Origin of the sequence: Nocardia sp. NPDC059691, assembly GCF_042733915.1 — a bacterium.
In the GTDB taxonomy this organism is placed as follows: domain Bacteria; phylum Actinomycetota; class Actinomycetes; order Mycobacteriales; family Mycobacteriaceae; genus Nocardia; species Nocardia sichangensis.
On the sequence record NZ_JBHWFB010000001.1, the window covers coordinates 498,414 to 519,013 of the forward strand.

The window sequence follows — 20,600 nt, forward strand, 5'->3', positions numbered from 1 at the left end:
CCGCGCTGAAATGAAGAAATCTCGCTACGCGCGCGTTCGCGTGCGCGCGAGAGATGGAATGGACGAGAAACCTATGCATGCCGCTTTGCACACCGGGTCGTCGCCTGCTCCCCGCAAGGGAGCGCGGCTAGCCCGCCGGATGCGCGAGGGCGTCCTGCTGTCGGCCGCGATCGCGGCAGCCGGTGTTCTGCTCGTCGCGCCTGCTCAGGCCGAACCGCTTCCTCCGGGGATCGGCACCGGCTCGGCCGCCGCCGCCACCGAGCCCGAGCCGCAGGCGAACTTCGCTCCGCCCTCGATCAACATCGCCGACGGCGAGGTCGTCGGCGTCGCGCAGCCGATCATCATCACCTTCAAGGAACCGGTGGCCGATCACGCCGCCGCCGAGAAGGCCATCAAGATCACCGCCTCGAAGTCCGCGCCGGGACACTTCTACTGGCGCGGCGACAAGCAGGTGCGCTGGCGGCCGGACGAGTTCTGGCCGGACAACACCGACGTGCAGGTGCAGGCGGGCGGCACCACCAGCTCGTTCCGCATCGGCGACGCCTTCGTGACCACCGCCGACGACGAGACGCACACCATCACCATCACCCGCAACGGCGAGGTGGTGAAGGAGATGCCCACCTCGATGGGCAAGCCCAAGCACGAGACGCCGAACGGCACCTACATCGTCGGCGAGCAGCTGCGCAAGATGACCATGGACTCGTCGACCTACGGCGTTCCGGTCACCGACCCCGAGGGCTACAAGCTCGAGGTCGAGTACGCGACCCGCATCTCCAACAGCGGCATCTTCGTGCACGCCGCGCCGTGGTCGGTCGCCCAGCAGGGCGTCTCCAACGCCAGCCACGGCTGCCTGAACGTCAGCACCGAGGACGCCAAGTGGTTCTTCGAGAACGCGCGCCGCGGCGACCCGGTGATCGTGCAGAACACCCAGGGCGGCACGCTCAGCGCGAGTGACGGCCTGGGGGACTGGAACTAAGTTGCGGTAACCCCGCAGCGGCGCGAAGCCGAACATTACGATCAATTGCTCGAAGTAGCCGATCGTAGTGTTCGGCTTTTGCTCTACTTGGCCCGTGCGCGAGAAGTTCAGCGCGACGGCGGGCGATCGTAACCGGCTGTTTGCTCCGGTCCGTAGAGTCACCGCCGTGCGTACCAGGCCGGAGCGAGTACTGCCGCAGCCACCGGGACGCGGCCTGCGCCACCGTCCTTGGCGGGACTACGCCCTGTTCCTGGTCTTGGTGCTGCCGAATCTCGCGCTCCTGGCGCTGTTCGTCTACCGGCCGCTGATCGACAACATCCGGCTGTCGCTGTTCGACTGGAACATCTCCGATCCGGTCGCCACATTCGTCGGTTTCGACAACTACCGCGAATGGTGGAGCAGGCCGGATTCCTGGGACATCGTCACCAACACCGTGGTGTTCACCCTCGCGGCGGTGGCGGGCAGCATGGTGCTCGGACTGGCGCTGGCGCTGCTGCTGGATCGGAAGCTGTTCGGCCGCAACGTGGTCCGCTCGGCGATCTTCGCGCCGTTCGTCATCTCCGGCGCCGCCATCGGCGTAGCTTTCCAGTTCATCTTCGATCCGAGCTTCGGCCTGATCCAGGACGCACTGCACCGGCTCGGCGTGCACGACGTGCCGGACTTCTACCAGAATCCGCGGTGGGCGCTGTTCATGGTGACGGTGACCTACATCTGGAAGAACCTCGGCTATACCTTCGTCATCTATCTGGCGGCGCTGCAAGGCATCCGGACCGATCTGATGGAAGCCGCGCAGATCGACGGCGCGAGCTCCTGGACGACGTTCACCAAGGTCTTGCTGCCGCAGCTGCGGCCGACCACCTTCTTCCTGTCCATCACGGTGCTGCTGAATTCGTTGCAGGTCTTCGACATCATCAACGTGATGACCCGCGGCGGCCCGCTCGGCACCGGCACGACGACCATGGTCTACCAGGTCTACCAGGAGTCCTTTCGCAATTTCCGGGCCGGCTACGGCGCGACCGTGGCCACCGTCATGTTCCTGGTGCTGCTCGTGGTGACGCTGGTTCAGGTGCGGGTCATGGATCGGGGACAGCAGTGAAAGACGTGGGCGTGCAGACGCTTTCCTATCGGCGCAGGCAGCGGGCGGTGACTCTACTCGGCTACGCGGCGATGGCATGCGTGCTGATCATCGTCGGGGTCCCGCTGTTCTGGATCTTCATCACCTCGTTCAAGGCGAGGCCCGACATCTACGTGCAGCCCGCCGTGTACTGGCCGCACAGCTGGCACCCGGAGAACTACCGGGAGGCCACCACGACGCTGCCGTTCTGGACCTTCCTGCGCAATTCGCTGATCGTCACCGGCGTCGTCTCCGCGGTGAAGTTCGTGCTCGGCGTATTCAGCGCGTACGGCTTGGTGTTCCTGCGCTTTCCGGGCAAGACGGTGGTATTCCTGGTGATCATCGCGGCGCTGATGGTGCCCAACCAGATCACGGTGATCTCCAACTACGCGCTGATCGCTCAGCTCGGCTGGCGGAACACGTTCCAGGGCATCATCGTTCCGCTCTGCGGCGTCGCCTTCGGCACCTTCCTCATGCGCAATCACTTCCTCTCGCTGCCCTCGGAAGTGATCGAGGCGGCGCGGATGGACGGCGCGAACTGGTGGCGGTTGCTCACCAGGGTGGTGCTGCCGATGTCCGGGCCGACCATGGTCGCCTTCGCGGTCGTGACGCTGGTCAACGAATGGAATGAATACCTCTGGCCCTTCCTGATGGCCGACGACACGACGGTCGCCACCTTGCCGGTCGGCCTGACCTTGTTGCAGAACACCGAGAACCCGAGCGTCACCAATTGGGGACCTGTCATGGCGGGAACCCTGCTGACCATGCTGCCGATCCTCGTGGTCTTCCTGGTGCTGCAACGCCACATGATCAAAGGCCTCACCTCCGGTGCGGTCAAGGGTTAACCGATCAAGGAGAAACCACGTGTCCACTGCACAGTTCTCGGCGCTGACCCGGCGCGGATTCCTCGGACTGACCGGCGCGCTCACGGCGGGAGCGGCGCTGACCGCGTGCGCGGGCACCGGAGGCGGCGGCAAACAGTCCGGCGACGCCAAGACGCTCACCTTCTGGTCCAACCACCCGGGCACTTCGAAGGAGCTAGAGACCGAGCTCATCCGTCGCTTCCACGAGAAGTACCCCGACCTGACGGTGAACCTGGTCGACGCGGGCAAGAACTACGAAGAGGTGTCGCAGAAGTTCAACGCGGCGCTGTCGGGCGGGGATCTGCCGGACATCGTGGTGCTCTCCGACGTCTGGTGGTTCAACTACGCGCTGAACGGCACCATCGAACCGCTCGACAGCCACTTCGCCGACGCGGGCGTACGGCTGGACGACTACGTCGACTCCCTGGTCGCCGACTACCAGTTCAACGGCAAGCACTACGCACTGCCCTACGCCCGCTCGACCCCGCTGTTCTACTACAACAAGGACGTATGGAACAGGGCCGGCCTGCCCGACCGCGGCCCGCAGAGCTGGCAGGAGTTCGACGAGTGGGGCCCGAAGCTGCAGGAGGTCGTCGGCGAGGGCAAGCTCGCGCACGGCTGGGGTGACGCCAAGAACTATCTCGCCTGGACCTTCCAGGGCCCGAACTGGACCTTCGGCGGCGCGTACTCGGACAAGTGGACGCTGAAGTTCAACGACCCCGGCACCATCGCGGCGGGCACGTTCCTGCGCAACATGATCAACACCAAGAGGTACGCGGGCATCAAGCCGCAGATCGCGGTGGACTTCGGCACCGGCGTGATCGCCTCCACCATCGCCTCGACCGGCGACCTGCGCGGCATCCAGAAGAACGCCGAAGGCAAGCTGACTTTCGGCACCGCCTTCCTCCCGCATCCGAACGGACCCGGCGTCACCACCGGCGGGGCGGGCCTGGCGATTCCGGCGCGCATCTCCGACGAGCGAAAGGTGAACGCGCTGAAGTTCATCGAGTTCGTCACCAACGCGCAGAACACCGCGTACTTCTCGCAGGGCACGGGCTACATGCCGGTGCGCAAGTCGGCCGTGAACGACCAGAGCGAGCAGGACTTCCTCGCGAAGAACCCCAACTCGAAAGTCGCGATCGATCAGCTGCCGTTGACCAAGTCGCAGGACTACGCCCGGGTGTTCGTACCGGGCGGCGACCAGATCATCGGCACCGGCTTGGAGCAGATCGGTCTGCAGAACGCCGACGTGACCGCCGTGTTCGCGAACGTCACCAGTCAGCTGCAAGCGATCATCGATCGGCAGATCACGCCGAAGCTGCCGAAGTAGCGCTCGTCCCGAGGAGACCGACAAGCATGGCCACCGTGCAGTTCGAAGGCGTCACGCACCGGTATCCCGGCGCGCAGGCGCCTGCCGTCGACCAGCTCGAACTCGACATCGCCGACGGTGAGTTCGTCGTGCTCGTCGGTCCGTCGGGATGCGGCAAGTCGACCAGTCTGCGCATGCTCGCGGGCCTGGAATCCGTTGCCCAAGGGCGCATCCTGATCGGCGGCAAGGACGTCACCGGATTGCCGCCGCGCGCACGGGACGTGGCGATGGTGTTCCAGAGCTACGCGCTGTATCCCAACATGACCGTCGCGCAGAACATGGGCTTCGCCCTGCGCAACGCCGGCATGAACAAGGCCGACACGCTGGTGCGCGTCCGCGAGGCGGCGAAGATGCTCGAGCTCGAGCACCTGCTCGACCGCAAGCCCGCCCGGCTGTCCGGCGGGCAGCGGCAGCGCGTCGCCATGGGGCGGGCCATCGTTCGGCGTCCCCAGGTGTTCTGCATGGACGAGCCGCTGTCGAACCTGGACGCGAAACTGCGGGTGAGCACGCGCTCGCAGATCGCGGCCTTGCAGAAACGACTCGGCACCACCACGGTGTACGTCACCCACGACCAAGTAGAGGCGATGACCATGGGTGATCGGGTGGCGGTGCTGCGCGAAGGCAAGTTGCAGCAGATCGCCGCGCCGCGCGTGCTCTACGACGATCCGGTGAATACCTTCGTGGCGGGATTCATCGGCTCACCGGGCATGAACCTGCTGGAAGCGCCGGTGCGCGACGGCGCGGCGGTACTCGGCGACCTACGAATACCGCTGCCGCCCGCCGCGAGATCTCGCGCCCGGGTGGTAGTCGGGGTACGGCCCGAGTCCTGGGAGGTCACCGCGGAGCCCGCCGACGGCCTGGCGGTGGACACCGAACTGCTGGAAGAACTCGGCGCGGAGTCGTTCGTCTACAGCCACGGCATCGCCGAGGACTGGAACAGCCGCTCCGGGAAGGTGGTCGCGCGCGTCGACCGCCGCTTCCAGGTGCGGCTCGGTGACCGGTTGTATCTTCGGCCCAGACCGGAGGACGTCTTCTTCTTCGACGCAGGGACGGAGGACCGTCTGCGCTGACCACTCGCGCGGCCGAGACGGTCCAGTCGGACCGCCTCGGCTCGAGGAACTACCAGATTTTCACGCGCTCAGCGGGTTCCAGGTACAGCGCGTCGCCGGGTTTGACATCGAACGCCTCATGGAAGCTGTCGATATTGCGCACCACCGCATTGCAGCGGAACTCCGCCGGCGAGTGCGGGTCGGTGGCGAGGCGGCGGATCGCCTCCTCCGTCCGTGCTTTCGTGCGCCACACCTGCGCCCACCCGTAGAACACCCGTTGCAGGCCGGTGAGCCCGTCGATCTCCGGCGCCGCGGCATCGCCCAGCGAGATCTTGTACGCCTGCAGCGCGATGGACAGACCGCCGAGGTCGCCGATGTTCTCGCCGATGGTGAACTGCCCGTTCACCGTGTGCTCGTCCGGCAGGTCCTTGGGGGAGAGCACGTCGTACTGCTCGATCAGCGCTCGCGTCCGCTCACCGAATTCGGCCCGGTCCTCGTCGGTCCACCAATCCACCATGTTGCCGTCGCCGTCGTACTTCGCGCCTTGGTCGTCGAAGCCGTGCCCGATCTCGTGACCGATCACCGCGCCGATGCCGCCGTAGTTGGCCGCGTCGTCGGCATTCATGTCGAAGAACGGCGGCTGGAGGATGGCGGCCGGGAAGACGATCTCGTTCATGCCCGGGTTGTAGTAGGCGTTCACCGTCTGCGGGGTCATGAACCATTCGTCGCGGTCGACCGGACCGCCGAGCTTGTTCAGATCCCGATCGTGTTCGGCCGCGTAGCCCCTGCGGTAGTTGCCGACCAGATCGGCCGGATCGATCACCACGCCCGAGTAGTCCCGCCACTTGTCCGGATAGCCGATCTTCGGGGTGAACTTCTCCAGCTTCGCCAGCGCGGCGATCCGGGTGCCCTGACCCATCCACTCCAGCTCGGCGATATTGCGGCGGTAGGCCTCCCGCAGATTGGCCACCAGCTCGACCATGCGGGCCTTGGCCTGCGGCGGAAAATGTTCGGCCACATAGATCTTGCCGACCGCCTCGCCGAGCAGGTCTTGCACCAGCCCGACGCCGCGCTTCCAGCGCTCCCGGTTCTCCTCCGCGCCCGTGAGCGTGCGGCCGTAGAAGTCGAAGTTCTCCTCGACCACCGCGTCGGTCAAATACGGCGCCCGCGCACGGAGCACCCGCCAAGCCGCCCACGCCTGCCAGTCGGCGAGCGGCTCGTCGGCCCACAGCCGCGCGAACGCGCGCAGGTAGTCCGGCTGGCGGACCACCACCTCGGCGAACAGCTCGGCTCCTGCCGCGTCGACGCCCTCGGCCAGCGCGGCCGTCCACGCGGACCAGTCGAACTCGGGGTTGTCCGCGGCCAGCGCGTCGAAGGTGGTCAGGTTGTACCTGAGTTCGGCGTCTCTGCGGCGCACCACATCCCAGTGCCCGGCGGCCAGTTTCCGCTCCAGCTCGAAGACCCGTGCGCCGACGGTGTCGAGTTCTTCCGGGAGCAGTCCGGCGACCTGCGGGTCGGCGGCGGCCAGGGCGAACATGCGGTCGATGTGCGCGATGTACTTCGCGCGGATCTCGGCGAACTCGTCCTGCCGGTAGTACGACTCGTCGGGCAGGCCGATGCCGGACTGGGTGGCGTGCGCCAGATAGCGGTTGGAGTCCTTGTCGTCGGTGTCGACGAAAACGGCGACGGCGCCCCCGACGCCGGTGCGCTGCAACCGGCCGAGCAGCGAAGCGAAAGTACCCTTGTCGCCGACCTCCGCGATCGCGGCGAGTTCGGCGGCGATCGGCGCGAGCCCGGCGGCGGCCACCGCGTCGGTGTCCATGAAGCTGGAGTAGAGGTCACCGATCTTGCGGGTCTCGCTGCCCGGTTCGGCGTCGGTCGCCGCGGCATTCTGGATGATTGCCTGGACGTCCAGCTCCGCCTGGTCGTACAGCGCGCGGAAGGCGCCGTCCACGGCCCGGTCGGCGGGGATCTGGTGGTCTGCCAGCCATTTGCCGTTGACGTGCGCGAACAAGTCGTCCTGCACCCGCACGTCCTCGTCGAGGTAGGACAGATCGATACCGGAAGGACGGGTCAGTTCGGAAGTCACGGTGTCCAGTATGCCGACAAGCGCGCGCGTCGGCCGTGCGCGACGACCTCGAACCGTCTTTCCTGGTCTGTTCGCCCACGTCGATGCGGGGAACGCGCGGAGCGTGCGGGTTCTATGTGAAGTCAGGCGGGCAAGACGACACGATCGAATTCGCCGTCGTGCGCGCCCAGCAGGAAGGCGTCCCACTCCTCCGGTGTGTAGGTGAGGGTGACTTCGCCGTGGCGCAGTGTGGTGTGGCCGTCGGCGGCGGGGTGTGCGCTCAATTCGCCATCCGATCGCCCGCGGATGCGTACCGCGTCGAGGAACGCGGTCCATTCGGCTGCGGTGACGGTGATGACGGGCTCTTCGGCATGGCGGTTTGCCGGGTCTCGGCGATATTTGCTGTCACGGATGAGCACCGCATCACCATCGAACCGGACCTCGACGCATTGATTGCCATTGTTCGATCTGGTCGATGTGAACCAGCCGGTGCGTACCGGCCGTGCGGTGATGGCCATGGGCAGGATTTTACACGCGGGAATAGCGCCTGATCAGGGCCAATGACTCCACTCTCGACAGGGATTGGTCCACCGCGCGCAGGTAGGCGAAGCGTAGATCGCGGACCAGATCCGGGTCCTCGACAGCCCCGCCGAACACCGCGCTCTCCACCCAGCCGAAGGTCGGCAGCTGCTCGCCCGCGAAGTCGATGAGGTGGAAACTGGATCCGCCGAGCACCGCGCCCGCCGTGGCCGCGAACGGGATCACGCGCACCTCGACGGTGTCGAGTTCCTCGATCAAGTCGGCCAGATAGTCCAACTGCCCGCGCAGCACGTCCGGACCTCCGGTCTGCTGTAGCAGCGTGCCCTCGCCGAAGACCGCGGTGAGTTCCACCGGGTCCGCGCCGCGCAGCCGCTCCTGGCGCCGCATCCGGATCGCCACCAGCTGCTCGACCTGGACCGGCCGGATCATCACGTCGGCGCTGATCAGCGCGCGAGCGTAGTCCTCGGTCTGCAACAGACCCGGCACGACGAGGCTGTCGTAGCTGCGGATGCTCTGCGCGCCGGATTCCATGCCGTACAGCCGTTGCAGCTCGGGTCCGATCAATGCCGAGGACTTCGCCCACCAGCCACGCTGCTTGCTGGCCTCCAGCAGGGCCAGCAATTCCACGCGCTCCTCGGCTTCCACGTCGAGCAGTTCGAGCACCGGACCGATGGTCTTGGTGGTCAGTACCCGCCTGCCCTTCTCCACGTGCGACCAGTTGGCCGGGGTGAAGCCCACCTGTCTGGCGAAACCCGCGGAGTCGAACCCGCGCTGTTCCCGCAGTTCACGCAGCCGCAGCACCAGCTCCCAGCGGGCAACGGTAGGCGAGACGGGTGCCATGTGTCGGGATGCTACGCCGAGTCGGACGCGCGGGGCGGTGACTATTGTCAAGCATCTTGCCCGCGGCTAGGGTCGAGACAGCGATCGATTCTTCCGAGCACGCGTCCCACCACTGCGAGGCGAGGTTGTTCGTCATGGGTATATCGCGCATCGAATCGGGCAGGCATCTCGCGTCCACGGATTTCCCGTCGATCCAGGACGCGTTCGCTCGCTGCCGTCGCTATCGCGGCGACCACGGGCTGTACGGACTCGTGGACCCGATCCTTGGTCGCATCATGCTGGAAGTCGGCTCGGTCGGAGCGGTCGTGATGCCCGCGGAGTTCGGCCGCCGGGTGCTCGAGCGGCTCGCCGCCGGCCCCGAACCTCGGCCCGGCCCGGTCATCGCGCATCCACGCGCGTGCCGCTGGACCTTCCTGACCGGCCCCACGGACAACTCATATCTGGACACCGGGCTGTTCGCCGACCTCTTCCGGATCTGCGCGTCGATCGCACTGCCGGGCAGCCACATCGTGCTGCCTTCGCCCGCCGACGAGCACGGCGGCTACCGAACCTGGGTCGTGGCGCCGGACGGCGACTTTCGCCGCGACTTCGCCGAGGTGATCGCCACGACCCGGGCGTGCGCCTCGGCTACCGGGGCGTCGGCGCGGGTGGCGGAGTGAGGGTGACGCTGTACTTGTCCTGCAGCTTCTGATTCCACTCGCGCTCGCACTGCTCGATCTTGGCCTGATCGTTGTTCGCTTTGTTCACGCAGTCCACGAAGTCCTTGCCGCCCGAGTTGATGAAGAAGTTGTAACCCACGACGGTGAGCAGCACGGCGCCGACGATGCCGAGCGCGCCGAGGACGATGCCGGTGATCGCCATGCCCATACCCCCCGCGGTGCCCGCGCGGGCCTTGAACACCGCGACGATGCCCAGGATGACCGCGAAGATGCCGCAGAGATAGCCGCCGATGATCGTCCAGAAGAACAGCAATGCGAGGATGCCGAGCACCAGCGCGGTGATCGCCAGGCCGCGGCCCTTCGGCGATTCCTGCCAGTAGTCGGGCCGGCCCGGATACTGGCCGCCCGGCGGCTGCGGGTATTGCCCCGGCGGCGGGTACTGACCGGGCGGCGGGGGCGGATATTGCGACATGGACTTCCTCTCCGTCGGTGCCTCGCGATGCTCGGTCCGGACGAGGTGGTCCGGGGTGCGCGGCGGTCGCCTACTGATCGCGCTTCCCGAGGACGGATGTTAATGCGAACCGGCTACTGGGCGCCGAGCCGCGCGTGCATCTCCCAGATCAGAACTTCCGACGGCTGCCGCGCCACCACGCGTTGGCCGCCTGACCTGGTCAAACGCACCGCGTCCCCCTTATACAACGGGCCGACCCCCTCCATGTCCACCTCCCCGCGCGCTACGAACAAGTGCAAGTACGGCGCATCGGGTAGGTCGATCGCTTGCTCAGCGCCCGGCTCCGCGCTCGTCATGCGCGCCACGTGCAGCGCCGAATGGCTGCTGTTGATGGCGATCGCGGTGCGATCGCGGTAGCGGGGCAGACCCGAGGCGACCGTGACCAGACCGCCTCCCGCGAGTTCGTCGTCGATTTCGAGCTGCTCGTAGCCCGGGGTCAGCCCGGGCTCGTCGGGCACCACCCACATCTGCACGAAATGCACCGGCTGCTCGTGTTCGGGAATGCGGCCGTCCAGACGCCACGAGTCGTTCTTCTCCGAATGCAGGATGCCGGTGCCCGCGCTCATGCGCTGGGCCAGGCCCGGGTAGATGACACCGCTGTGGCCGAGGGAATCCTGATGCACCAGGCTGCCACCGAGCACCCAGGTGACGATCTCCATGTCCCGATGCGGGTGGGTGTCGAATCCCTGCCCGGGGGACACGATGTCCTCGTTGTTGACCAGCAGCAAGCCGTGGTGGGTGTTGTCGGGATCGTAATGTTCCCCGAAGGAGAACGAATGCTTCGAATCCAGCCAGGAGACCCGCGTCTTCATGCGGTCGCCGCCACGGTGGACATCGATGTGTGGTGTCGTGAGTGTGGACATCATGGTCCTCCTCTCGGGACCGTGCACCGATCGCCATTCAGGGTAGGAGCACTTCCGCCGCGGTACTCCGCATTCCTAGTAAATTGTGCCGCACTCGGCATTTTACGCGAGCGACCGGAAGGTGAACGGCAGGCGAGCAGAACCAACCGGTACGTCGAAACGTCGGGCCACCTCGTCGGATATCCCGGCCCGGTCCCGATTGCCAAGCGTCACAACGACAACCGGAGGTAGCGACGTGCTGGACCCCGATGACCTCGCCCTGATCGAACAGCAACTCCGCAGCGAAGCACACCGGGATGGCATCGCGCATTTCGTGGTCGGCATCGCCGTGTTCCGCGAAGGCAGGCTTCTGGTGGTGCGCCGCGTCGCCGACGACTATCACGGCGGTATGTACGAACTGCCCGGCGGTGGCGTCGAAACCGGCGAGACATTCGCCGAGTGCGTCGAACGAGAATTGCTGGAGGAAACAGGGCTGCGGATGCGCGCGGTCCTCGACTTCCTCGGTGGATTCGATTACGCCACCCGTACCAAGTCGAAAGTGCGGAAATACAGCTTCGTCGTGGAGGCGGAACCCGGCGATGTCGCCCTCGCGCCGGGCGAGCACGACGCGTTCGCCTGGATCGACGCGGGCACGCTCGACGAGCTGCCGATGGCGCCGGACATGCGCGCGACGGTGAGCACGCTGGTCGACCGGGTCTGAGACGCTGTCGGCGCCGACGCGCGTGGTGCGGCGTGGTCGGCGAACACAGTACGCTCGCGAACGTGTCGACTGGTCACGCCGAAGGCCTCACTCCCGCAGAGCAACGGCCGGGTGGACTGCGCGCAACACTTCGGCAGAGCCCGGGCGTGTCGCGGCTGGCCGTGGTGCGTTTCGCAGGGCAATTCGGCGACGGGATGTTCCAGGCGGCCCTGTCCGGCGCGATTCTGTTCAACCCCGAGCGGCAGACCGATCCGCTGGCCATCGCGGCGGGCTTCGCGGTGCTGCTGCTGCCGTATTCGCTGATCGGGCCGTACGCGGGCGCACTGCTGGATCGCTGGGACCGGCGCACCGTGCTGCTGGTCGCCAACGTGCTGCGCGCGGTGCTGATCGCGCTGGTCAGCGCAGGGCTGCTGGCCGGGGCCGGCGAGACGCCGCTGCTGTTGCTGGCTCTGGCGGTGGTGGGCGTCAGCCGATTCGTGCTCGCGGGCGTCTCGGCCGCGCTGCCGCGCGTGCTGCCGCAGGCGTGGCTGGTGCCGATGAACTCGGTGCTGGCCACAGTGGCCTCCGGGTGCGCTGGTGCGGGTGCCGCCGTCGCGGTTGGTGTGATCGGACTGATCGGGGCGGGAGACTTCGCCTCGGCGGTCGCGGTGGCTATCAGCGGTATCGGGTCGCTGCTGGGCGCGGCGCTGGCGGCGGGGTTCCGGCCGCGCGTGCTCGGCCCGGCGCCCGGCGCGGCGAAGGGCGACAACACCGTGCACGCGATCGCTACCGGTCTGCGTACCGGGGCCACGGCGGTGTGGGAATCGAAAGCGGTCACGACGGCGATGCTGGGCATCGGCACCCATCGGATCGTCTTCGGCATGAATACGCTGATCATGGTGCTGGTGCTGCGCCAGACCCCGGTGGACGGCTCCGGGCTCAGTGGTGGCCTGGTCGGTTTCGGCGTCACGATCGCCGCCACTGCGGCGGGCATGCTGGTGGCCGCCGTCGTCGCGCCGCTGCTCATTCCGCGGCTGGGCCGCGCGCGCACCGTGGTGGCCGGTCTGATCACCGCGATGCTGGTGCAACTGACGCTGGTCACGCCGATCGCGTTCGCCGACTCGGGCGCCGCGGTGGAGCGGGCGCATGAACTCCTCTTGATCGGTGCGTTCCTGCTGGGACTCGCCGGGCAGACGATCAAGCTGACCGGTGACGCGACCATGCAGATAGACATCGACGACGCCCGCCGCGGCCAGGTGTTCGCGTTGCAGGACACGGTGTTCAATGTCGCGTTCGTGCTGGCGATCGTGATCGCGGCCCTGATCATTCCGAACGACGGCCGATCGGCGATCGTGGTGCTGGCCGGCGCCGCCATCTACGCCGCGGGGATCGTGGCCATCGCGCTGAACACGCGCCGCCGCGCGGTCAGCTGAGCAGCGGATCGTCGCCCGGGTCGCGCCGGTCGCGGTTCAGGTGTGCGAGGTGCTCGGGCAACGCGTCGGCCTCCGAACGATCGGCCTCCCGCCGCGAATCCGATAGTCGTGCTTCGCCGAGCAGACGATCCGGCGCCTCCGTCTCCGTGCGCACGCTCCAGTCCAGCGGCTCGCTCGCCGTATCGCCGGGTAGGCCGGTGATCTGATGGTTCCACGTGCCGAGGCCGGTGGGATCGGTGAAGAAATGGTCGAGCACGCCGTCGTCGTCCAGATCCAGCGCGGCGATATCGGCGCGGCCCGAACCAGCCGAATCCCACAGCGCGTCATCGGCGATGCCGTCTCCGTCGAAGTCCAGCCGCACCGCGTCGGCCGCGCCCGTGTCGCCGAGTTCCAGGTCGGCCTCGCTCGTCCAGACATGCACGACTCCGTCACCGGTGCCGAACACGTACTCGATCTCGTTCATATGTCCTTGGACGCACGCGGCCCGGCGCCGGTTCCATTGCGCGGGTCTTTTTCGATTCGCCGTCCCCGTTTCCAGCGGTTGTTCCGGTAAGTTGGCTCGTCAGCAGCCGACCGACAGGAGACAACACGACATGGGTTCTCCGGTGCACGACCCCGACGCGGTACGAGAACTGCTGAGCGCGTGGGAGGCTCGGTCCGCCACCGGACATCCGATCGCCTGACGAGCGCGGCCGGGCCGACCCTGATGCGCGCATCCGGAAGCAAATCGCCTTGTGTACCCGCCTTGTTCGGCGCACTGCTCGTCGGCGTCCTCACCGTACCGACGCCCACCGCGCAGGCCGCACCGTTTCCGTGGGCGCCGCCGCCGGTCAACAGTTGCGGTGAAGTCGGTTTCGACCCGCTCAACCGCGAACCCGATCCCGCGCAGCCTCCGCCGCCACCGCTGCCGCCGCAGATCGACATTCCCGTCCCGATCCCGGAACTCACTCCGGTCCCCGTGCCCGACCCACCGCACGACAACACACGGATCTTCCCGGACCCGCTGCCGGAGAATCCGTGTGAAAACCCGTGCCCGGACATCAGGGATTACCCCGCACATCCCGAACCCGATCCCGATCCCAGCCCGACGCCCGAGACGGGCACCGACGAGAAGCCCGGCTCCTCCGGCTCGTCATCCGGATCCGGTTCGGGCAGCGGTTCCGGCTCCGGTTCGAACGGTGACCCCGGTTCTTCCTCCGGTTCCGGGTCGCCGGTCAAACTGCCGCGCATCGAATTCAAGCCGGAGACCGAGCCGATTCCGGTCCCGGTTCCCGGCGGGCCCGGCGAGGATCCACAGCCGGCCCCGCCACAGGTGGTACATCCGGCCGAACCCGGCCCGCTCGCGGCTCCGGTGGCCGCGCCGACGGTCGAGTCGGTCCAGCTGGTCGGCCAGGTGACCGGACACGGCTCGGAGAACCGCACCGACATGCGCTGGCAGGTCGACGGCACCGATCTCGGCCTCATGTGGGAGACGACGCCCGGCGAGATCGCCGTCGTTTTCGGCGACACCTTCGGCAAGGGCTGGGGTGTCGGCGGCGCGGGCAACGACGACCAGGACTGGCGCAGCAACGTCATCGGTTTCAGCACCGACCGCGATCTGTCCGACGGCCTGACGCTGGACACCTTCGCGCAGGACAGCCGCTGCCACGCCGCTGAGATCCTGGGCAGCCGCAAGATCAAGAACTGGGAGACCACCACCATCCCGACCTCCGGGTTCGCCATCGGGAATCGGCAGTACCTCAGCTACATGTCGGTGAACAGATGGAGCCGCATACCGGGTCTGTGGTGGACCAACTACGGCGGCCTCGCCTATTCCGACGACCGCGGGCGCACCTGGAAGAAAGACCAGCACGCCAAGTGGGAGAACCTGTTCGGGCTCGGCAAGTTCCAGGTCGCGGCGATGGTGCCGCAGGGCGATTACGTCTACATGTTCGGCACACCCAACGGACGCATCGGCACGATCGCGCTGGCGCGTGTGCCGAAGCACCAGGTGCTGAACAAGTCCGCGTATCAGTACTGGGTGGGCGGCACCTGGGCGCCCGCCGCCGAGAACGAGGCCACCCCGTTGGTGCTCGGCATCGCCAGCGAGCTCTCGGTGCGCTACGACCGGAAGACCGAGCAGTGGCAGATGGTGTACCTGGATTCGGCCCGGGGCGCGATCGTGCTGCGTACCGCGGCGAGCCCGCAGGGTGCGTGGACGGACGCGATCCCGCTGGTGTCCACCGCCGACTACCCGAAGTCCTACGGCGGGTTCATCCATCCGTGGTCGACCGGCGAGGACCTATACTTCATGCTCTCGGCGTGGGACAGCTACAACGTGTACCTGATGCACGCCCGGCTCCAGCCGGGAGCGAACCGGGGTCAGCCCGCCCGCACGAACCGCACGGGTTGACCGGGCCGCGTCTGCGCGATGGCGTCGACATCGGCGTCGACGACCACCGCGACCACCGGATACCCGCCGGTGACCGGGTGATCGGCCAGGAAGACGACCGGTCGTCCGCTCGGCGGCACCTGGATCGAGCCGAGCGCCATGCCTTCGGTCGGCAGTTCGCGAGTGACCTTCCTGGTCAGCGCCGGGCCGGTGCGACGTTCCAATCGGGCGCCGATCCGGTCGGTGTCGGGGGAGATCTCCCACTCGCCCGCGAACAAGGCCGTGGCGTCGGCGAACCAGTCGTCGCGCGGACCGAGCACAGCGCGCACGGTGACGACGTCCGCGGGTAACTCGGCGACAGGGGCGAAGTCCACGACCGGGATCGTGTGCGGAGAAGATCCGACCGGGAGGCGATCACCTTTCCGCAGCGGTTCCGGCCCCAAACCAGACATGGTGTCGCGGCTACGAGAACCGAGCGTCTCCGGCACGTCGATGCCGCCGCGCACCGCGACATAGCTGCGGAGCCCGACCGACGCGTAGCCCAGCCGCAGCGCCTGTCCCGGTTCGAGTTCCAACACGCTCGCGTGACCAACGGGCCTGCCGTCGACGGTAGCGGGGGCCGGAGCACCCGTCACCGCCAGCATGACGTGCTCTTCGGCGTGCAGCGCGAGGCCACCGAGCAGCACTTCGATCGCCGCATGCCCCTCCGGGTTGCCGACCAATCGATTGGCCAGTCGCAGCGACCCGCGATCCGCCGCCCCCGCGGGCCCGACACCGGAATCGAACCAGCCCGGCCGCCCGAGATCCTGGATGGTCGCCAGCGGACCGACCGCTTCGACGACGATCATCCGCCGTCCCTCGCGTCGAGGAATCGAACCGTGGCGCCCGCGCGGATCAACGCGGGCGGGTCGCGCTCGACATCCCACATCCTGAGGTCGGTGGTCCCGATCAGCTGCCACCCACCGGGCGTGCTCCGCGGGTACACCGCACTGTATCCACCGGCAAGGGCGACGGCGCCCGCCGGAATCGATGTACGCGCCTGCGCTCTGCGCGCGACGGACAACCGTCCGTCAGGCGATTCCAGGTAGCCGAAGCCCGGCGCGAATCCGACGAAAGCACACCGCCACACCGTCCCGGTGTGCGCGGCGATCACTTCCGCGGTCGTGACGTCCAGCATCCTGGCCACGTCGTCGAGGTCGGCGCCGTCGTAGCGCACCGGAATCGACACCGGTTCGACGCGGAGAGCTTTATCGGCCGATGTTCCACGGGAAACAGCGGCCGACCGCTCGGCGTTCAAGGTGACCAAGAGCGTGGTCAGCGACCGGTGGACCGCTTCCGCGGCGCGCGGTGAATCGAGCGTCAGAAGTACGGTTTCCGCGGCCGGAAGGAAATCCTGCACGCCGGGTATCGGACGCTCCCGCAGCGCGGTGACGAGCTCCACCACCGTGTCTCGCCGAGGGGGAGTGATCAGCAACGCCCGATCACCCGCCGACCGGATCGCTTCCTCGGCCGCCTTCCGCTGCGCGTGCGTCACCGCGCCCGTGGTCTTCATCTCGCGGCCTCAGCCGAACGACTCCACCGGCACCCCGACTTCGTCCAGCGCGGTGCGGATGTGCCGGGCCATCTCCACCGCCGCGGGCGAATCGCCGTGCACGCAGATACTCGCGGCGCGCACCGCGACCTCGCCGGATCCGTCGGCAGTGCGCGTGGCTCCCGACTTGGCGATCGAGATCGCTTGAGCCACCGCGTCCTGCGGCCCCAATACCGCCCCCGGCGTACCGCGCGGTGCCAGCGAGCCATCGGGGGTGTACGCGCGGTCGGCGAATCCTTCTCCGACGAAGCGCACCCCGGCAGCCTCCGCGGCCGACTCCAACTGCGTTCCGGCGGGGCCGAGCAGGGCCAGCCGCGGGTCGTACTCCGCCATCGCGGCCAGCACCGCATCGGCCAGCTTCCGATCGCGCGCGGCCGAGTGATAGAGGGCCCCATGCGGTTTCACGTAGCGCACCCGGTCTCCTGCGGCCTTCGCGAAAGCGTCGAGGCCGCCGATCTGATACAGCACCTCGTCGCGCAGCTCACCGGGCGCGACGGCGATCTCGCGCCGACCGAAACCGGCCAGATCGCGATAACCCACATGGGCGCCGATCCGCACTCCCTTCTCCACCGCGAGCCCACAGGTCCTGCGCATGATCGCGGGGTCACCCGCGTGGAATCCGCAGGCGATGTTCGCGCTGGTGACGATGTCGAGCATGGCGGCGTCGTCGCCCATCGTCCACGGCCCGAAGCCCTCGCCGAGATCACTGTTCAGATCCAGCGCCATGTGCGTCCTCCCAGCGGTGTGTGACCGGCCTTTCGATTCTCGTGCTCGAGCGTTCCCCCAGGCAAGGACGGCCGATCCGCGCGACCTGGGTCACAGCGCACGAGTCCGGGGCCCCGGGCCAAGTACGCTCGATCCAATCATGGCCACGTATTTCGATCCGAAGTCCTGGTCGCCGCTTCGGGCCGTCGATCTCGGAAAGCGCCTGTTCGATCAGTCCTGGCTGGAGCAGTGGGTCACGCTCAGCACGGCCTGGATGGATCCGGTCGCCGACCTCGGCGCGGGCACGGTCACAGCGCTGCTGCCGGACGTGCTGATGACCATGCTCAGCGAGGGCATCCTGAGCCGTTTCGGCGGACAGGAGGTCAGCGCGACCCTGCTCGGTCACGACCTTCACGCCACCCTGCAAGTGCTGAAGGTGCGCCGTCGCGGCGCGCACTTCCAGACCAAGACCGTGCTGTCGCGGCTGCGCTGGGACGATCACCCGATCGAGTCCGTGACGGTGATCGCGCACGGCGTCCGCCTGATTCCGGGCGTGCCGACGAAGGTGCGCACCGCCCGGCTCGACCTCATCGGCACCGTCACCACGGCGGCGCTGGTCGGATGGCTCAACACCCAGCCGCTGGACTGGGACTTGGACGTGCACTCCGGCGGGCTGATCCGAGCAAGGCACCGCAGACGACTGGTCACCGCCCTGGTGGACGCGTCGGTCACGGACAACCGACTGGACATCGCGGTACGGCGAGTGACCTGGCTCGGCTTCCGCGTTCCGCGCCGCATGATCGACGTCCCCGTTCTACCACTGGAGCACCTGCCCGAGAACGCGCGAATCGTACGCGCCCAACGGGAAGGCGACCTGATCCGCTTCCGCGTCGAACTGCCGGAAATCGCCGGGTCCTTCGACCTCGCCCAGATGCGCTCGGCGATCCTGGCCGGCACCACCCTGATCGTCTTCTGACCTGCTCAGGCCTGCGTCTTCCACCATTCGAGCAGCGCCGCCTCGGCTTCGTCCCGGCTGAGCGGGCCGTGGTCCAAGCGCAGTTCCTTCAGGTGGCGCCAGGCCCGGCCCACCTCGGGGCCCGGGGGCAGGCCGAGCAGCTCCATGATCGCGTTGCCATCCAGGTCCGGGCGTACCTTGGCCAGATCCTCCTGCTCCCGCAACCGCTCGATCCGCGTTTCCAGTTCGTCGTAGGTGGCGCGCAGCGCGGCGGCCCTGCGCTTGTTGCGAGTGGTGCAGTCGGCCCGGACCAGCTTGTGCAGGCGGGGGAGCAGCTCGGCGGCGTCGGTGACGTAGCGACGGACCGCGGAGTCGGTCCACTGGCCCTTGCCGTAACCGTGGAAGCGCAGGTGCAGGAAGACCAGCCGGGCGACGTCCTCGGTGAATTGCTTCGGGTACTTCAGCGCGCGCATCCGTTTGCGCACCATCTTCGCGCCGACCACCTCGTGGTGGTGGAAGCTGACGCCACCGCCCGGCTCGTTGCGCTTGGTGTCGGGCTTGCCGATGTCGTGCAGCAGCGCGGCCCAGCGCAGCACCAGGTCGGGGTCGCCCTCCTCCTGATCGATGGCCTGTTCGAGCACGGTGAGGGAATGCCAGTAGACGTCCTTGTGCTGGTGGTGCTCGTCGATCTCCAGCTTCATCGCGGGCACCTCGGGAAGCACCCGCTGCGCCAGCCCGGTCTCACACATGACGTTGATGCCGTCGATCGGATGCGCCCCGCCGATCAGCTTGTCCAGCTCCACCCGCACCCGCTCGGCGGTGATGCGGTCGATCTGGTCGGCCATCTCGGTGATCGCGGCACGGACGCGGGGATGCGGCTCGAACCCCAGCTGGGAGACGAACCGCGCGGCGCGCAGCATCCGCAACGGATCATCGTTGAACGAATCCTCCGGCGCGGCAGGCGTGTCCAGCACGCCGTCGAGCAGCGCGGTCATGCCGTCGAGCGGATCGACGAACTCCAGCGCGCCGTCCGCGCCGATCCGCACCGCCATCGCGTTCACCGTGAAGTCGCGGCGGACCAGGTCTTCCTCGAGCGAGTCGCCGAAGGTCACCTCCGGGTTGCGGGACACCCGGTCATAGCTGTCGGCGCGGAACGTGGTGATCTCCAGTTGCTGCCGGTCCTTGGCCGCGCTGACCGTGCCGAACGCCAGGCCGCCGGTGTCCCACAGATGGTCCGCCCATCCGCGCAAGATGTCCTGCACCGCGTCCGGCCGCGCGTCGGTGGTGAAATCCAGGTCGGTCCCCAGCCTGCCGAGCACCGCGTCCCGCACGCTGCCACCCACCAGGTACAACTCGTGCCCCCGCGCCGCGAACATCTCGCCCAGCGGCGTCAGCACATCCGACAGCCCCCCGAGCGTCACCGCCGCGGCGGCCAGCAATCGGGTACGTCTATCCAGCACAGCGTCCTTGGACTTCGGCGCAACCACGAATGAGCAGCTTACCGAGCCGCGCCAACGGTTATCGCAGCCAAGGCCGCCGCGGCGGCCCAGATATATAAGGACACCGACATCAACCCAGCCAGCGGCACCCGCACACCGTCAGCCACTCACCGAATCCACTCCGACCGGCCACCAGCCAACACATCCACGACGCATCACCAGCACCAATCGACATGCGCCCGGCACTACACACACCGAGGTCCGGATACTCGGATATCAGCGCCCCGGCGCACCTCGACCACGACCTTCGAGCGAAGCGAGACCGAGCATCCGTCGTTCGCGGCCCGGCTCCCGCCCCGGTGACCGCCTCGAAGTCGCCAGCGGCCGTCAACCGCACGAAGGCCGCGGACACACGGCTCGAAGTCGCGGCCGAACAAATACCGTCCTGAACCGAGCATCCGCCGATCACCGCCCGTGCCGCACAGAACGACCGTCAAAACCACGTCGAACCACACCTGCCGACCGATCCGACACTCGGCCGCCCCACCCGCCCACACCCGGTCCGCGCTCCGGCA

At 67.7% G+C, this 20,600-nt stretch carries 20 protein-coding genes; 10 read left to right on the forward strand and 10 right to left on the reverse strand.

Annotated features, from left to right (window positions below; all coding sequences use genetic code 11):
• Nucleotides 1-73: 73 nt before the first annotated feature.
• The 5 genes from ACFV2O_RS02345 (at nt 74) to ACFV2O_RS02365 (ending at nt 5,392) form a co-directional block, all read left to right on the forward strand.
• Nucleotides 74-976 carry a L,D-transpeptidase gene (locus ACFV2O_RS02345; protein WP_379249588.1) on the forward strand — a complete coding sequence of 301 codons (903 nt, stop codon included), beginning with the start codon at nt 74-76 and terminating at the stop codon, nt 974-976.
• Between the two features lie 166 nt (nt 977-1,142).
• The gene (locus ACFV2O_RS02350) at nt 1,143-2,072 is read left to right on the forward strand and encodes a sugar ABC transporter permease (RefSeq protein WP_356963207.1); all 930 of its coding nucleotides are present in this window, start codon (nt 1,143-1,145) and stop codon (nt 2,070-2,072) included.
• 71 nt (nt 2,073-2,143) lie between these two features.
• Nucleotides 2,144-2,935, forward strand: a complete 792-nt coding sequence (locus tag ACFV2O_RS02355; RefSeq protein WP_355078969.1) for a carbohydrate ABC transporter permease — start codon at nt 2,144-2,146, stop codon at nt 2,933-2,935.
• A 19-nt stretch (nt 2,936-2,954) separates the two neighbouring features.
• Nucleotides 2,955-4,283: an ABC transporter substrate-binding protein gene (locus ACFV2O_RS02360; RefSeq protein ID WP_379249590.1), complete on the forward strand. Its 1,329-nt coding sequence runs from the start codon at nt 2,955-2,957 to the stop codon at nt 4,281-4,283.
• Nucleotides 4,284-4,309: 26 nt separating this feature from the next.
• Complete coding sequence (locus ACFV2O_RS02365) at nt 4,310-5,392, forward strand: ABC transporter ATP-binding protein (RefSeq protein WP_379249592.1); 1,083 nt, start codon at nt 4,310-4,312, stop codon at nt 5,390-5,392.
• 49 nt (nt 5,393-5,441) lie between these two features.
• Here the strand turns inward: ACFV2O_RS02365 and ACFV2O_RS02370 are convergent, their stop codons facing one another.
• From ACFV2O_RS02370 to ACFV2O_RS02380, 3 genes are all read right to left on the reverse strand, one after another.
• Nucleotides 5,442-7,460 carry a M13 family metallopeptidase gene (locus tag ACFV2O_RS02370; protein ID WP_379249594.1) on the reverse strand — a complete coding sequence of 673 codons (2,019 nt, stop codon included), beginning with the start codon at nt 7,458-7,460 and terminating at the stop codon, nt 5,442-5,444.
• A gap of 122 nt (nt 7,461-7,582) precedes the next feature.
• A complete protein-coding gene (locus tag ACFV2O_RS02375) occupies nt 7,583-7,957 on the reverse strand; it encodes a DUF397 domain-containing protein (protein WP_355078848.1) in 375 nt (124 codons plus the stop codon).
• Between the two features lie 10 nt (nt 7,958-7,967).
• The gene (locus ACFV2O_RS02380) at nt 7,968-8,819 is read right to left on the reverse strand and encodes a Scr1 family TA system antitoxin-like transcriptional regulator (RefSeq protein WP_355078847.1); all 852 of its coding nucleotides are present in this window, start codon (nt 8,817-8,819) and stop codon (nt 7,968-7,970) included.
• A 134-nt stretch (nt 8,820-8,953) separates the two neighbouring features.
• On the opposite strand from ACFV2O_RS02380, the gene ACFV2O_RS02385 reads away from it, so the two are divergent.
• Nucleotides 8,954-9,478 (forward strand): hypothetical protein, encoded by a 525-nt coding sequence (locus tag ACFV2O_RS02385; protein WP_379249597.1) that lies wholly within the window; start codon nt 8,954-8,956, stop codon nt 9,476-9,478.
• Here ACFV2O_RS02385 and ACFV2O_RS02390 read toward each other — a convergent pair.
• Complete coding sequence (locus ACFV2O_RS02390) at nt 9,447-9,950, reverse strand: DUF4190 domain-containing protein (protein WP_379249599.1); 504 nt, start codon at nt 9,948-9,950, stop codon at nt 9,447-9,449. The genes ACFV2O_RS02385 and ACFV2O_RS02390 overlap by 32 nt on opposite strands.
• A 113-nt stretch (nt 9,951-10,063) precedes the next feature.
• The gene (locus ACFV2O_RS02395; RefSeq protein ID WP_379249601.1) at nt 10,064-10,852 is read right to left on the reverse strand and encodes a pirin family protein; all 789 of its coding nucleotides are present in this window, start codon (nt 10,850-10,852) and stop codon (nt 10,064-10,066) included.
• Nucleotides 10,853-11,087: 235 nt separating this feature from the next.
• Between ACFV2O_RS02395 and ACFV2O_RS02400 the strand changes: the two genes are divergently transcribed.
• A complete protein-coding gene (locus tag ACFV2O_RS02400) occupies nt 11,088-11,552 on the forward strand; it encodes an NUDIX domain-containing protein (protein ID WP_379249603.1) in 465 nt (154 codons plus the stop codon).
• Between the two features lie 62 nt (nt 11,553-11,614).
• Nucleotides 11,615-12,964, forward strand: coding sequence for an MFS transporter (locus ACFV2O_RS02405; protein ID WP_379249605.1), 1,350 nt, complete (start codon nt 11,615-11,617; stop codon nt 12,962-12,964).
• Here ACFV2O_RS02405 and ACFV2O_RS02410 read toward each other — a convergent pair.
• Nucleotides 12,957-13,427 (reverse strand): hypothetical protein, encoded by a 471-nt coding sequence (locus ACFV2O_RS02410; RefSeq protein ID WP_379249607.1) that lies wholly within the window; start codon nt 13,425-13,427, stop codon nt 12,957-12,959. The two genes, ACFV2O_RS02405 and ACFV2O_RS02410, sit on opposite strands and share 8 nt — an antisense overlap.
• A gap of 243 nt (nt 13,428-13,670) precedes the next feature.
• Between ACFV2O_RS02410 and ACFV2O_RS02415 the strand changes: the two genes are divergently transcribed.
• Entirely contained in the window at nt 13,671-15,356 is a 1,686-nt protein-coding gene (locus ACFV2O_RS02415) for a DUF4185 domain-containing protein (protein ID WP_379249609.1), read from the forward strand.
• On the opposite strand, the gene ACFV2O_RS02420 is transcribed toward ACFV2O_RS02415, so the two are convergent.
• From ACFV2O_RS02420 to ACFV2O_RS02430, 3 genes are read right to left on the reverse strand one after another with little or no spacing between them, the layout of a single operon-like run.
• On the reverse strand, nt 15,326-16,183 hold the full coding sequence (locus ACFV2O_RS02420) for a biotin-dependent carboxyltransferase family protein (protein ID WP_379249611.1): 858 nt from the start codon (nt 16,181-16,183) through the stop codon (nt 15,326-15,328). The genes ACFV2O_RS02415 and ACFV2O_RS02420 overlap by 31 nt on opposite strands.
• Nucleotides 16,180-16,887: an allophanate hydrolase subunit 1 gene (locus ACFV2O_RS02425; protein WP_355078840.1), complete on the reverse strand. Its 708-nt coding sequence runs from the start codon at nt 16,885-16,887 to the stop codon at nt 16,180-16,182. The genes ACFV2O_RS02420 and ACFV2O_RS02425 overlap by 4 nt, the downstream gene beginning before the upstream one ends.
• A gap of 9 nt (nt 16,888-16,896) precedes the next feature.
• Nucleotides 16,897-17,652 carry a 5-oxoprolinase subunit PxpA gene (locus tag ACFV2O_RS02430; RefSeq protein WP_356963219.1) on the reverse strand — a complete coding sequence of 252 codons (756 nt, stop codon included), beginning with the start codon at nt 17,650-17,652 and terminating at the stop codon, nt 16,897-16,899.
• Nucleotides 17,653-17,791: 139 nt separating this feature from the next.
• Here ACFV2O_RS02430 and ACFV2O_RS02435 point away from each other — a divergent pair, with 139 nt between their 5' ends.
• Nucleotides 17,792-18,607 (forward strand): hypothetical protein, encoded by an 816-nt coding sequence (locus tag ACFV2O_RS02435; protein ID WP_379249613.1) that lies wholly within the window; start codon nt 17,792-17,794, stop codon nt 18,605-18,607.
• Nucleotides 18,608-18,612: 5 nt separating this feature from the next.
• Here ACFV2O_RS02435 and ACFV2O_RS02440 read toward each other — a convergent pair whose 3' ends face one another.
• A complete protein-coding gene (locus ACFV2O_RS02440) occupies nt 18,613-20,073 on the reverse strand; it encodes a CCA tRNA nucleotidyltransferase (RefSeq protein WP_379249615.1) in 1,461 nt (486 codons plus the stop codon).
• Nucleotides 20,074-20,600 lie beyond the last annotated feature (527 nt).

Coding starts and splice junctions, on each gene's coding strand:
- ACFV2O_RS02345 (WP_379249588.1), top strand. CDS start 74: ATGCATGCCGCTTTGCACACCGGGTCGTCGCCTGCTCCCCGCAAGGGA.
- ACFV2O_RS02355 (WP_355078969.1), top strand. CDS start 2,144: ATGGCATGCGTGCTGATCATCGTCGGGGTCCCGCTGTTCTGGATCTTC.
- ACFV2O_RS02365 (WP_379249592.1), top strand. CDS start 4,310: ATGGCCACCGTGCAGTTCGAAGGCGTCACGCACCGGTATCCCGGCGCG.
- ACFV2O_RS02375 (WP_355078848.1), bottom strand. CDS start 7,957: ATGGCCATCACCGCACGGCCGGTACGCACCGGCTGGTTCACATCGACC.
- ACFV2O_RS02380 (WP_355078847.1), bottom strand. CDS start 8,819: ATGGCACCCGTCTCGCCTACCGTTGCCCGCTGGGAGCTGGTGCTGCGG.
- ACFV2O_RS02385 (WP_379249597.1), top strand. CDS start 8,954: ATGGGTATATCGCGCATCGAATCGGGCAGGCATCTCGCGTCCACGGAT.
- ACFV2O_RS02390 (WP_379249599.1), bottom strand. CDS start 9,950: ATGTCGCAATATCCGCCCCCGCCGCCCGGTCAGTACCCGCCGCCGGGG.
- ACFV2O_RS02395 (WP_379249601.1), bottom strand. CDS start 10,852: ATGTCCACACTCACGACACCACACATCGATGTCCACCGTGGCGGCGAC.
- ACFV2O_RS02410 (WP_379249607.1), bottom strand. CDS start 13,427: ATGAACGAGATCGAGTACGTGTTCGGCACCGGTGACGGAGTCGTGCAT.
- ACFV2O_RS02415 (WP_379249609.1), top strand. CDS start 13,671: ATGCGCGCATCCGGAAGCAAATCGCCTTGTGTACCCGCCTTGTTCGGC.
- ACFV2O_RS02420 (WP_379249611.1), bottom strand. CDS start 16,183: ATGATCGTCGTCGAAGCGGTCGGTCCGCTGGCGACCATCCAGGATCTC.
- ACFV2O_RS02425 (WP_355078840.1), bottom strand. CDS start 16,887: ATGAAGACCACGGGCGCGGTGACGCACGCGCAGCGGAAGGCGGCCGAG.
- ACFV2O_RS02430 (WP_356963219.1), bottom strand. CDS start 17,652: ATGGCGCTGGATCTGAACAGTGATCTCGGCGAGGGCTTCGGGCCGTGG.
- ACFV2O_RS02435 (WP_379249613.1), top strand. CDS start 17,792: ATGGCCACGTATTTCGATCCGAAGTCCTGGTCGCCGCTTCGGGCCGTC.